Source organism: Veillonella sp. ICM51a (genome assembly GCF_000524355.1).
In the GTDB taxonomy this organism is placed as follows: domain Bacteria; phylum Bacillota; class Negativicutes; order Veillonellales; family Veillonellaceae; genus Veillonella; species Veillonella atypica.
This window is the reverse complement of record NZ_JAPX01000032.1, coordinates 1-12,926: the sequence shown is the minus strand read 5'-3', so window position 1 is coordinate 12,926 and position 12,926 is coordinate 1. Positions and strand designations below refer to the sequence as shown.

Sequence of the window (12,926 nt, the reverse complement as noted above, 5' to 3'; positions counted from 1 at the left end):
ACTAAGAAGGATGCTAAGGTAGGTAAAGATGACAAAGTTCAATTGATTGCTGGCGAAAACATAACAGTAAACCAAAATGAACGAGACTTTACATTCACTCTTAACAAAGATCTTGTGAAGATGAATTCTGCCACATTCCTTGGTACAGGCAGTAATACAACAGTCATTACTGGTAACAGTATTACACAAACTGCAGGTACTCAAACGAATACATCTACGGCAGGTGGTAATACTGTAGCAGATGGTACTAAGTCCACAGAAACTACAGCAGATGGTCAAGTGATTAAAGACGGTGCTAAATCCAATAAATCTACTGTAGATAGTAATGTTATCGATGATGGTAATGGTAATGTAAATACATCCAATGCAACATCGAATACCATTACTGATGGTACTAATACAAGTACGATCACTGCTGGTAAAGCCAACATTGGAAACATTGCTGTTGATGGTGTGAACAATAAGATTACTATGGGGAATGGTGCAAATCCTGTTACACTAGATGGCGCTAATGGTCATTTGGATGGTTTAACTAATACAACATGGGTTCCAGGTGTAACAAAAGCTACTACTGGCCGTGCTGCTACAGAAGATCAATTGCAACAAGTATCTGATGCAGTAGGCGCTGGTTGGAAGGTGAATACTGGTATCGTTGCTGGTTCTAGCGGTGTATCTAATGGTGCTGCTTCAACTAAGGTATCCAGTGGTGAAGAAGTAAAACTTCAAGCCGGAGATAACCTTGTCATCGACCAAAATGGCAAAACAGTATCTTATTCCTTGAATAAAGACCTTACTAAGATGAATTCTGCAACTTTTGAAGCAACAGGCGGTAAAACAACTGTTATCAAAGGTGATAGCATCGTTCAAACAGATGGTGGTAAAACAAATACATCTAATGCAGCGGGTAACACAGTTGTAGATGGTAATAAATCCACTGCTACAACTGCAGCAGGTACTACTATCACTGATGGTGCTAAGACGAATACATCCACAGCTGATAAGAATGTGATTAATGATGGTGCTGGTAATACCAATACTGCAACAGCAACTAGCAACAATTTGGCAGATAATGCAGGTAATTCTAATGTATCCAATGCAACTAGTAATACATTGAAAAATGCAGCTGGTGATGAAACTAAGGCTGATGCTAAGGGGGTAACTGTTAAAGATGCAGCTGGCAACAATGCAACTTTCACTAAAGATGGCATAACGATTACAAAAACTGGTAAAGATACGGTTTCCTTAACTAGCGATGGCCTCGATAATGGCAAGAATAAGATTGTGAATGTTGCGGCTGGTGTGACGAATACAGATGCAGTTAATGTTGGTCAGTTGAAAGAGTATTCTGCTAAGTCCACTACTGAATTGACTGCTAATAATGGTGAAACTGCAGGTAGTACGACGGGCAATATTGTATTAACTAAGACAACTGCTGCCGATGGTCATACAATTTATGACAATAAGTTGAATGATAAGATTACATTAGGGACAGATCCAACTAAGGCGGTTACAGTAGATGGTACTACTGGCACGGTAACAGGCTTAACTAATAAAACTTGGACTCCAGGTTCTATTGTTTCTGGTCGTGCGGCTACAGAAGATCAATTGAAAGATGCCGTAGCTGATTCTGGTTGGAAAGTTGCTGTTGGTAAAGATGGATCTGGTAAAAGTAATGTTGTAGGTACAAGCCCTGAAAAAATCAAGGCTGAAGAAACAGTTACTTTCAAAGCAGGCAATAACATGATGGTTACTCAAACAGGTAAATCTATCAGTTATGCAGTCAACCCTGAGCTTACAAATATGACGTCTGCTACATTTACGGATAGTACTGGCAATACAACGGTAATGAATAGTAATGGTATTACTATTACGCCTAGTGGTGCGAACCCTACAAATCCATATGCAGGTCCTGTATCCTTAACGAAGGAGGGCCTTAATAATGGTAATAATCAAATTAAAGGGGTTGCGCCTGGTACAGATCCAACAGATGCAGTGAATGTAGCTCAATTAAATGCGTCCAATGCAAATACTAGCCAAGCTATCAATCAAGTGGCAGGTGAGGTGCAACGTGTTGGTGCTCATGCAGCAGCTATGGCAGCATTGAAGCCTATTCAATACGACCCATTGGAACCAACGCAAGTCATGGCCGGCGTAGGTAACTATCGCGGTGAAACGGCGGCAGCTCTTGGCCTTGCACATTACACGAATGAAAACACTATGTTCAACGTAGGCGTTTCCGTTGGTGGTAACCATAATATGGTTAATGCTGGTGTAACTCATAAATTTGGTTACAGCCCAGAAAAGAAAAATATTCCAGATCGTTACAAAGCAGGCCCTATTAGCTCTGTATATGTAATGCAAGATGAAGTATCTAGCCTTAAAAAGGAAAATGCAGAACAAAAATATGTTATCGCTGATCAAGCGGCTCGTCTAACTACGTTAGAAGCTGAGAACGAACAACAACGTCGTGAATTGGAAGAAACGAAGAAGGGGTTGGATGATTTGAAAGCAGCGGTAGATAAATTGTTAGCATCCAAAGGCTAAGCAGTAAAAATTGATAATAGAAATCAAATTATAAAGATATAATAATCTTGGGATAAAATAAAGAACCCTCTTAACTACGATATTTATACCCTGTTGGGTATAAAACGTATGCAAGAGGGTTCTTTGCATTTTTGATATAAGTTATTAGTTAAATTGCATAACATATGAATGACTTCTCATATGTTGTATGGTATAATACAGTAATATTATGGGAAATTTAATGTAATCTCTATGGGTTTATTATGGGGAGTCATTATGTTAACATCATTACAACGCTGGTTCTCAGTAGATACCATATTACCGATGAAGGATCGACTGGGACCGGTAGATACTACAAAAAACTTATATAATAAATACTTAAAAATCGCATGGCCTGCGACATTGCAAGGGCTCATGATGCAGCTGATGACGGCCATTGATTTAGCCATGGTAGGCTCTTTGGGGGCCTCCGCACTAGCTTCGGTAGGTATCATGGGACAACCAGAAATGGTTATGCTCGTCATTTGCCGGGCCTTATCGATTGCAGTAACCGCAATTATTGCCCGCCGTCATGGTGAAGGTGATGTAGATGGTATGAATGCGGTGCTAAAGCAATCGATTCTACTGAACTTTTTAATATACATTCCATTGCTCGCTATATGCTTATTTAATTTAGAGCATATTTTGCGATTTACTGGGGCAGAGGATGGCTATATTGAAACCGCTGTTTGGTATGGTCGCTTCATTGTCATGAGCCTTGTATTCCAGTCTTTTAGCCAAATTGTAGGGGGTGCCCTCATCGGCTATGGAAATACAAAGGTTATCTTTAAATCCAATGTGGTGGGTAATATCTTAAATACGATTATGAATTTCTTCTTGATCTATGGTATTGCCTTTTTCCCAGAATTTGGTGTCATGGGGGCTGGTATTTCGACGCTCATCAGTAGTGCCGTTATCGCAGCATTGCTATTGCGCGCTATCTCACAACATACCAAGACTGGTCTCACCTTATTGCATCCGTCAAAATGGCGCTTTGAGCGTTCCGTACTTCATACGATATTCCACGTAGGAGGTAGCTCTTTAGGGGAGCAGTTCTTTGAACGCTTTGGTATGTATACATATACCATGATTGTGGCATCCCTTGGTGCCGTACCGTTGGCTGCACATTATGTGTGTATGAACTTGATGGATATATTCTATTACTTCGCCATGGGCCTTGGCTTTGCCGGTGCTTCTCATACGGGGCAAAACTTAGGACATAAACGGCCGGATTTAGCGAAGGCTTTTGGTCGTATCGGTGCTCGCATGGGTTTATTTGTGGGGGTCGTTAGCGGTCTCATTTTTATTAGTGCCGGTCATTTGCTGGTACAAGCTTATACACGTGAAAGCGAGGTTGTCACATTAGCTACGGCATTGATGGGCATTATGGCTATCGCTGCCTTTCCTCAAGCACTACAACAGGTCTTTGCAGGCGTGTTGAAAGGTGCAGGTGATACCTTCTATATCATGAAGTATTCATTAATTAGTGTTGCTGTTATTCGCCCAATCATTACCTATGTACTATGTATTACATTGGGCCTTGGGCTATATGGGGCATGGATTTCTCTATGCTTAGATCAATCGTTACGGCTTGTTTGTGCCTACATACGTTTTATAGGTGGTTCATGGCAGCATAAGGTGGTATAGGTACATTGAAACTTTTAAAATAGTTTATGAAAGTTTTATGAAAAACTTCTTGCCTAGTAATTAAGAATGGTATACAATACAGATGTGGAATAAATGACACGTTGGGGAACGTGTTGTTTGTAAAAATCATCAATTTCACGTATATATGTAAGGGATATATATATGAATATAAAGAGGCATCGGCCAGTAATGGTCGATGCCTCTTTTATATGCGTGCGCACATGACTAATCCCCCAGATAAACAGGGGGCTTGTAGTATGTTTATGAGATTAATTATAGATTATTACATTCTAGCCATGCGGCCATAGCTTTTTTGCCTGCTGTTGGTAGGGACTCGGAGAATACTCGTGCATCTTTGCGGATTCTAGGAATATCAATGCCCGCATTACATAACTCTGCACAGTGGCCCACAAGCCAGCTTTCAATAACTGTCGGATCTGCCTCTAGGTGAAATTGCAATCCTAAAATATGATTGCCAATCGAAAAGGCTTGGTTAGGACAGAGGTCTGTTTCAGCAAGGCGAACGGAGCCTTCTGGAATGTCAAATTCATCGCCATGCCAGTGTAGAACAGGCGTATTGCCTAAGAGGGCTAGTGGTGTATGGTGCCCTTCAGCAGTAAAACGCAATGGTCCAAAGCCGATTTCCTTCTTACCATGGCTCATAGGGCCCACATGGCCGCCCATGATGCGGGAAATAAGTTGCGCCCCAAGACAGATGCCGAGTAATGGTTTTTTACTATCGATGCGGTCCTTAATAAACTTGATTTCATCGGTCAAAAAAGGATAGATTTCTTCGTCGTATGCGCCAATAGGGGCCCCACAGACGATGACAAGATCTGCCTTACTTGCATCGTATTGATTAAAGTCAGCAAGGGGGGCCTCAATATATTCTAAGGTAAAGCCGCGTTCTATTAATAAAGGTTCTAAAATACCGGCGTTTTCAAAGTGGATATGACGTATTACATAGGCTGTTTTACTCATGGTTCCTCCTTATAACTACGTACAACTATCTAGTGCTAGTATATCATATTCTATATTGGCTTGTCCGAACGCCGTGTACAAGATGTTGCACAATACTTGGTAAACAATGGTGTAGATGCTAACCGTTTGATCGGTATCGCTAATGGTGATGCAAAACCTGTTGCTACTAATGCAACTGCAAACGGCAAAGCTGAAAATCGTCGTGTAGACGTTTTCATTCACCGCTAATTTGAGTTCTCTCAATTTAATCTAAGCCCATACAAGTCCATCTTTTCGTCTCTCTATATATATTTTGAGTGCGATAAGATGGACTTTTGTGTTATACTAAATCTATTAGAAATACTACTGTACATATGTAATCTGATCGTTGTCATATAGCTTTCATTTACATTGTGTACAATACTTACCATGTGTTTAGTAAAAGTGAGTTATTAGTATGGAAAAATTTAAATATTATAAGGAGCTTATCGGCGCGATTATCCTTGCAGGACTCATGATATTGGTGGCCTTGCGCATTAGCGATATAGCATCGGGCATCGATGCATTGATAACGGCCTTTGTACCGCTTATCGTAGGTGCCTGCATGGCCTTTGTCCTCGATATTCTCGTCGTCCGCTATGAACGTTGGTTATGGCCGCGTATCAAATCGGGGTGGCGGTATAAGATTCGTCGTCCGTTGAGCATTATCCTATCCTTTGTGACGATTAGTCTCATTGTGTACTTTATTGCCCGTATGGCTGTGCCGCAGTTAGTGCATTCTATTACACTTATCGTGTCCGCAGCACCACAGCTATATCTAGACTTTCAACAATGGATTTATCATTTAAGTAATACCGTTCCATTGGCCTCGAACCCTACGGTATTAAATACCTTGAATGGTGAAAGTATAGTTAACTATACGCGTGAATGGGGGACCAAGGGTGGCACCTATGTGGTGAATACGATGGGCACGATTCTTTCGTGGACCGTAAATATTGCATTAGGTCTTATCTTTGCCATTTACATGCTACTCGATAAGGAACGCCTCATGTCGCAAGGTAAGCGTATTTTGAAAGCCTATGCATCTGATACGTGGGTGAATCGTGTAACCTATGTGACCAAGGTTGCTGTTCAAACATTTAGTAGTTTCTTTGTAGGACAGTTTATCGATGCCTTGATTTTAGGTATCATGGTGGGCGTTACATTATGGATTTGTAATATCTCCTATGCTACGACCATTGCTTGTGTTATTGGTCTCACCGGTTTAATTCCATTAGTGGGTATATATGTAGGCGGCTTGATGGGGGCAGTTATATTGCTTACCATTAGCCCTATGGATGCGTTGATTTACGTCATCATTTTAGAAGTTTTACATCAAATTGAAAGCAATGTGATCTACCCAAAAATCGTAGGTAATTCTGTAGGGTTACCTGGCTTATGGGTCTTTGCCGCTGTTATCATAGGCGGTAGTTTGATGGGTGTTACAGGCATGATTATAGGCGTGCCATTAGTAGCCACTTGCTATAAATTACTGATGACTGACGTTGAAGAACGTTTAGCCTCTAATGAAGGCTTATAGCATTTATTAGCTGTAATATAAATAAAAATACAAGTTTGTAGAATCCGATTACTATTGGGAGGATTATAATGAATAAAAAATTACTATCTTTGGTTATGACTGGCGTGTTGGCCGTTGGTGTTTTTTCAGTAGCCACACCGTATGAAGCACAAGCGCGTAAGACTAAACCAGAAACAAGCACAGATATTACAATTAAACGTGCACCTGGTCAATCTGTGGTTATGACAATGAGCGAAATTGGTACGATTTTCCAAAATCGGTTCCCTAATGCAGCATTGCACTCTGTAGAATTGAATTCCAATGATTTGGCCTATGCTTACAAAGTAACTGGATATAGCAAATATCACGAATACAAAATGAAGATTGATATCATCACTGGTAATCAATCCGATATGAGCGAAGGTGGCAAACCTAAACGCGTTATTGGTGAAATCTTCAACAAAGATAAAGTTATCGAACCATCTCAAGCAGAAGCAGCTGCTAAAGCGCAATTAGGTGCAGATGCTGTTATGAAGGGCTGGAAGGTTGAAGCTCACAATGGTAAAGTTAATTACTATGTAACAATGCATCAAAATGGTAAGAAAACAGTAGTGACTGTTGATGGTAATACAGGTGCTTACATTGAACAAAGTAAAGCAACAAAATTACCTCCAGAACCAGATCAAGGTTTTGACAAACGCCGTACGAACCTCGTATGGGGCCATGATATCGTTATGGATAAAAAATAATATAAAAAATAGGGAGTCAATATCTAATGATGTTGACTCCCTATTTCATTTGTTAGGTACAATCGATTACCAACGGTTTTCGTAGTACGCTTGTGTCCACATAATAACCTCGATAAGAGATGGATGTGGACTCATTGTTTCACCTACGGTGATTACGGATCTAGGATCCATATTGCGCATAATACCTTTTTTACGCAATCGTTTTGTGCGCTCAGATGCGATTTCTTCATTGATAGCTGTCAATGGGGTTACACCGCTGTTCATAAGGTTAACGTATGGTTGGAATAGGATAGAGGCTTGTGGTCCGATTACGTGAATACCAAGGATATGGTTTGTATCTTTGTCGACCACGATTTTTACAAAGCCGTCGTTTACATCACCAGGATCAATGCCCATAGCATAGCCTTTGGCAGTAGCGGAATAGAAGTTTTTGCCTACGCCTACATTGTAACCAGCCTTAATTGCTTCTGCTTCGGTAAGACCTACGCTACCGATTTCAGGATAGGAGAAGGTAACTTTTGGCAACACGTCGTAGCGGGCCCAACGGAAATCTGCTTCATTTTTGGCAAAGTAAAGATTATGTGCAATGATATCCGCTTCGTAGTTTGCGCGATGACGGAATGCAGGTTCGCCGTTCACATCGCCTAACGCATAGATGCCGTCCACAGATGTTTCAAGAAACTCGTTTGTTTTGATCCAGCCCTTTGGACATGTTTCAATACCTGTATTTTCAAGGTGTAACTCTTCGGTAGCAGGGCGGATGCCAGCGGCTACAAGAATTTCTTCTACCTTAGTTTCTGTGATTTCACCTGTTGTACGATCTTTTGTAACGACGACTTTTAAGCCATCTTCTTGGCGAACCTCTACGGTATCTTGATTTAGAATTACGTTAATACCACGCTCTCTATAATTGTTAAGGAGATGCTCGGACATATCCGCATCTTCCTTTGGTACTAGGCGTACATTATGCTGAATAATTGTTACGTCGGTACCAGCAGAGTCAAATACATGAGCGAACTCTACGCCGATAGGACCAGCGCCTAAGATGGCAAGGGATTTGTACGGTTGTTTAGGAAACTTGTTGCCAAAGAGGCTTTCACTAGATAGATAACCGGCCTCTTGTAAGCCTGGTACATTTGGAATATTACTGTAACCACCAGTGCCAAGAACGATGGTTGGGGCCGTAATTTCTACGATGTCAGAGCCGTCATTGAGGTGGATGTTCATCACCTTATCGGACACAAAGCTTGCAGCACCGCGATATACATCTACGTTGTCATACGCGTTATAGTAATCATAGATGCCTGCAGACTTGTCAATCATATGCCATGTACGTTTAGCTACAGTGTCCCAATCCATTGTTGCATCGCCAACATTGACGCCGATTTTGCCGAACTCTTTTACCTCTTGTACAGCATTCGCAGCTGTTACCATAACCTTTGTAGGAATACAACCGCGAGTTAGGCATGTGCCGCCAAATTTACCTTTTTCTATGATAGCTACTTTTTTACCTGTTTTTATAGCAGCGTCAGCAACGATGGTTGCACCACCTGTACCCACTACAATAATATCGTATTGTTTCATGTTGATTCCTTTCTATATATATCTAGTAATAGTTATTATCATTAAATATATTATACCCCATTATATTGAAAATAATCAATATAGAAAATATATTGTTTTTGTTATTAGTGAAAGTTGGCGCAAGGGTAAACTTTCACAAAAAGAAAAGACGACCTCATGGATCGTCTTGTTCTATATGATGGTTTAATCCCAGTTTTCGTGATAGCCACGTTTTGCATAATCTGCAGTAGCAGTGAAGAGAATATCTGTACTGGAATTGAGTGCTGTTTCTGTGGAGTCTTGTAATACCCCGATGATGAAACCAACGCCTACTACTTGCATAGCCACATCGTTGGAGATACCGAATAGGGAACATGCCAACGGAATGAGAAGCAAGGAGCCGCCTGCTACGCCAGAAGCGCCGCAAGCGCCGATAGTAGCGATAACGGATAGAAGGATAGCTGTAGGTACATCCACGATGATGCCCAATGTATGAGCAGCAGCTAATGTCATAACAGTAATTGTGATTGCAGCACCACCCATGTTGATAGTCGCACCCAATGGAATGGATACGGAATACATATCAGGGTTAAGTTTCAAACGTTTAGCCAAGTCAAGATTGACAGGAATGTTGGCTGCGGAGCTACGTGTAAAGAACGCATAGATAGCAGATTCGCGCAAACATTTGAACACCAATGGATATGGGTTGCGGCGTAAGTAGATGAAGGATAAAAGTGGATTGATTACCAAGGCAACGAAAATCATGGAGCCTAAGAGTAATACGAGAAGTTGGAAGTAGCTGATAAGTGCTTCGATACCATTTGTTGCGATGGAATCAGCCACAAGACCCATGATACCAAGAGGTGCGAAGCGAATGATCCAACCTACTACAGTCGTAATTGCTTGAGAGATGGATTCCATTACTTCTTTTGTATTCATAGGTGCATGACGTAGAGCACCACCGATGATAAGAGCCCAGCCTAAAATGCCGATGTAGTTAGCGGACATTAATGCTTTTACAGGGTTATCAACGATATTCTTGAGTAAAGTTTTCATGACTTCCGCAATGCCTTGTGGAGGCGCTGCATCAGCGGCACTAGCTGCTAGATGTAATGTAGTTGGGAAGAACCAGCTCACGAGTACGGCAAGTGCAGCAGAAAGGAATGTACCTAATAGATAGAGCGTAATTACGGAGCCCATACCTGTTTTTTGTCCGGAGCGATGTTTACTAATCGCCGCGATGACTAAGAAGAATACAAGGATTGGTGCAATACCTTTGAGGGCACCAACAAATAATACCCCTAATAGCGATAATTCGTTTGCAATATCAGGGACATAGAGAGCCGTCAAAATACCGATAATCATACCGATGATGATTTGTTGGATGAGGCTGACTCTATTAATGGATTTCATAAATCGATTCATAATAGACTCCAATACTTAATTAGACTACATAAAACAATGAATTCTGTCGTTTATCGAAGAGAAATAATAAATCCTCATAGAAAAGACATATGTCATTATATAACGAACATTGTTATAATTCAATAGATAAATACTAATTATATGATGCGTTTTTTCTATGTGAACATTTTGTAATTCTTTGTATATATAGTATATATATTAGAATTCTTCTAAGTTCTAGAATGTCATCGTTGGTTATGGTATACTGTCAACATGTGATATTCTTGATTATGAAAGTGGGTACCATGAATACTAAAGAATTTAACACGTATGAAGACAAAGAACAATTTGTGCAAGGTGTATTTTCTAATATTGCCAAACATTATGATTTGATGAATACATTGCTCAGCTTTGGGCAAGACTATTTCTGGCGTAAGTTCGCCGTTAAAGAAATGAATATTGGACCTTATCAACATGTGCTGGACGTAGCTTGTGGTACTTGTGTGTTTACGAAAGAAGCATTGCGCCAAGAGCCGACTTTGACAGTAGAAGCATTAGACTTTAATGCAGAAATGTTAGAGCAAGGTCGTGAGCGTTTGGATCAAGCGGATTTGTTAGACCAAGTGAACTTGGTCCAAGGTGATGCTATGGCATTGCCTTATGCGGACAATACATTTGATGCGGCTATGAGTGGCTTTGCAATGCGTAATGTACCTGATATTAAACAAGTGCTATCCGAAATGCAACGCGTTGTAAAACCAGGCGGCAAGGTGGTAGTCTTGGAATTGGCTAAACCAAGTGCATTTGGGTTTAAGCAATTATATAATTTCTACTTCTCCTATATATTACCTATTATAGGCAAATTAAGTAAGGATAATTCTTCCTATGCTTGGTTGCCTGAATCCTTGCGTCGCTATCCTCATCAAAGCGAGATTTTAGAAATCTGGAAATCTCTAGGTTATGAAAATGCTACCTATACTGAATTAACTGGTGGCATTGTGGCGGTTCACGAAGGTGTTGTGCCAGAATCCACTACAAAATAATACAAAAATAAAGACCGTATAACATAGTTAGTATCGTATGTTATACGGTCTTTTGTTATGTTTGTTGTTTGAAAGTGATTGATTATAGACCATAGTCGATTATGTTGCTAAAACGTAATGGACATAGTATGTAACTAACAATCTATAAACAATAGTTGTTATTGTAGATAGTATACAATATCTGCATCTTGAGATACGATTAACGATCCTTTTTCAACAGGTGTAGAAGTGCTAAGATTTGCAGCAAGCACTTTGGCATTGCGATAATAGCCTTGGTCGAATGTACTTGTTTCTGTGTTGCTAATGTTTACAGTTTTTACAGGACCTAAGGTGCGGCCTAGAGCAGCAGCAATTACCTCAGCCTTGTGTTGACCGTTTTGGATGGCTTCTGTAGTTAAAGAATCGGATAGCTGTTGAGATGTGTCGTTTTGGAATGAAAGGCTGTTTATGTCATTTGCACCAGCATTGACAGCTGCGTCTACGACCTTACCTACACTATCCAAGTTATTGATTTTAACCGTTACAAGGTTGGATACTCTATATCCTGTATTAACGCGTTTACCCTCTTGGTAATCATTAGTAGGACTAACTGAAATATTAGACGTGTAAACATCTTTTTTTGCAACATTTAAATTTGAAAGTCTGCTAATAAGGTCGCTCATGATGCGATCGTTATTTGACTTAGCGGCATTGATATTTGTGTTTTCACTTGTAATGCCTAGTGTGAGTATTGCATAGGTAGGCGCCACAGAGCGGGAAGCCTGACCTGTAACATGGATCTCAGATGTATCAAAAGATCCTTGTGGTGCTGCAAAGCTTGCTGTAGCCACAGAAGCACAAATAGCAGCCAAAGCAACTGTTTTGGTGAATAATCGTTTTGAGAATTTCATATATCTCTCCTTATATAGTATTAAAAGAACGGGGCAATACCCCCTGAAATATGACATGTATATCTTTATAAGTATGGTATTCATGTATATCATCGTAAGTTAAGTATATTGTACAAAATAGATTGCGTAAAATCAATATATTTTATTGAAAAATGAGTCAAAAGTGAAATTTTATAAAAATGAGAATTAGGGGTTGCGTAGGTATGTGGTTTGTACTATAATAACCATACAGTCGTTGAGGCGACTGTTTCTTAATGAGGAAACACTAGATACAATCTAGATTCTTTGTTAGTTATTTTTGAATTTTATGTAAATCCCTCACATAGAGGTAATTACAAAATTCTAAAAAAGATTATAAAAAGTGCTTGACACTGAATGGTCAACATGATATTATAATCTAGTCGCCAGTTGGTAAAACACTTCAAACGAAAGTGCTTCGGAGCTAGATAATATCTGGTCTAACTGGTACAGATTTTTGAAAACTGAACAATGATAGGTAATCAATCATATGATTGAACATATGCCAGAGTGCGGGTTTTGACAAAGTCAA

9 protein-coding genes and 1 pseudogene are annotated in these 12,926 nt (G+C 40.1%); 6 read left to right on the top strand and 4 right to left on the bottom strand.

The window, feature by feature from the left end:
- Positions 1–2,544, top strand: a 2,544-nt coding sequence (locus HMPREF1504_RS05650; protein WP_038124189.1) for a YadA-like family protein, incomplete at its 5' end; no start/stop codon positions are given.
- 255 nt (positions 2,545–2,799) lie between these two features.
- On the top strand, positions 2,800–4,209 hold the full coding sequence (locus tag HMPREF1504_RS05645; RefSeq protein WP_038124186.1) for an MATE family efflux transporter: 1,410 nt from the start codon (positions 2,800–2,802) through the stop codon (positions 4,207–4,209).
- Between the two features lie 273 nt (positions 4,210–4,482).
- Here HMPREF1504_RS05645 and HMPREF1504_RS05640 read toward each other — a convergent pair whose 3' ends face one another.
- Positions 4,483–5,190, bottom strand: coding sequence for a glutamine amidotransferase (locus HMPREF1504_RS05640; RefSeq protein ID WP_038124183.1), 708 nt, complete (start codon positions 5,188–5,190; stop codon positions 4,483–4,485).
- 48 nt (positions 5,191–5,238) lie between these two features.
- On the opposite strand from HMPREF1504_RS05640, the pseudogene HMPREF1504_RS10225 reads away from it, so the two are divergent.
- The 3 genes and pseudogenes from HMPREF1504_RS10225 to HMPREF1504_RS05630 form a co-directional block, all read left to right on the top strand.
- Positions 5,239–5,418 (top strand): annotated as a pseudogene (locus HMPREF1504_RS10225) (OmpA family protein); the annotation flags it as partial.
- Between the two features lie 208 nt (positions 5,419–5,626).
- On the top strand, positions 5,627–6,748 hold the full coding sequence (locus HMPREF1504_RS05635; RefSeq protein WP_038124180.1) for an AI-2E family transporter: 1,122 nt from the start codon (positions 5,627–5,629) through the stop codon (positions 6,746–6,748).
- A 68-nt stretch (positions 6,749–6,816) separates the two neighbouring features.
- On the top strand, positions 6,817–7,476 hold the full coding sequence (locus HMPREF1504_RS05630) for a PepSY domain-containing protein (protein ID WP_005377261.1): 660 nt from the start codon (positions 6,817–6,819) through the stop codon (positions 7,474–7,476).
- A gap of 66 nt (positions 7,477–7,542) precedes the next feature.
- On the opposite strand, the gene HMPREF1504_RS05625 is transcribed toward HMPREF1504_RS05630, so the two are convergent.
- Both HMPREF1504_RS05625 and sstT read right to left on the bottom strand, forming a co-directional pair.
- Positions 7,543–9,060 (bottom strand): NAD(P)/FAD-dependent oxidoreductase, encoded by a 1,518-nt coding sequence (locus HMPREF1504_RS05625; RefSeq protein WP_038124178.1) that lies wholly within the window; start codon positions 9,058–9,060, stop codon positions 7,543–7,545.
- A 183-nt stretch (positions 9,061–9,243) separates the two neighbouring features.
- A complete protein-coding gene (gene sstT, locus HMPREF1504_RS05620; RefSeq protein ID WP_005377270.1) occupies positions 9,244–10,464 on the bottom strand; it encodes a serine/threonine transporter SstT in 1,221 nt (406 codons plus the stop codon).
- 284 nt (positions 10,465–10,748) lie between these two features.
- Here sstT and HMPREF1504_RS05615 point away from each other — a divergent pair, with 284 nt between their 5' ends.
- Entirely contained in the window at positions 10,749–11,486 is a 738-nt protein-coding gene (locus HMPREF1504_RS05615; protein ID WP_005377285.1) for a ubiquinone/menaquinone biosynthesis methyltransferase, read from the top strand.
- Positions 11,487–11,644: 158 nt separating this feature from the next.
- On the opposite strand, the gene HMPREF1504_RS05610 is transcribed toward HMPREF1504_RS05615, so the two are convergent.
- Complete coding sequence (locus HMPREF1504_RS05610) at positions 11,645–12,376, bottom strand: SIMPL domain-containing protein (protein WP_038124175.1); 732 nt, start codon at positions 12,374–12,376, stop codon at positions 11,645–11,647.
- Between the last annotated feature and the right edge of the window lie 550 nt (positions 12,377–12,926).

What these genes read in the sequence shown, in the direction of transcription:
- HMPREF1504_RS05645 (WP_038124186.1), top strand. Translation starts at nt 2,800, where the DNA reads ATGTTAACATCATTACAACGCTGGTTCTCAGTAGATACCATATTACCG.
- HMPREF1504_RS05640 (WP_038124183.1), bottom strand. Translation starts at nt 5,190, where the DNA reads ATGAGTAAAACAGCCTATGTAATACGTCATATCCACTTTGAAAACGCC.
- HMPREF1504_RS05635 (WP_038124180.1), top strand. Translation starts at nt 5,627, where the DNA reads ATGGAAAAATTTAAATATTATAAGGAGCTTATCGGCGCGATTATCCTT.
- HMPREF1504_RS05630 (WP_005377261.1), top strand. Translation starts at nt 6,817, where the DNA reads ATGAATAAAAAATTACTATCTTTGGTTATGACTGGCGTGTTGGCCGTT.
- HMPREF1504_RS05625 (WP_038124178.1), bottom strand. Translation starts at nt 9,060, where the DNA reads ATGAAACAATACGATATTATTGTAGTGGGTACAGGTGGTGCAACCATC.
- sstT (WP_005377270.1), bottom strand. Translation starts at nt 10,464, where the DNA reads ATGAATCGATTTATGAAATCCATTAATAGAGTCAGCCTCATCCAACAA.
- HMPREF1504_RS05615 (WP_005377285.1), top strand. Translation starts at nt 10,749, where the DNA reads ATGAATACTAAAGAATTTAACACGTATGAAGACAAAGAACAATTTGTG.
- HMPREF1504_RS05610 (WP_038124175.1), bottom strand. Translation starts at nt 12,376, where the DNA reads ATGAAATTCTCAAAACGATTATTCACCAAAACAGTTGCTTTGGCTGCT.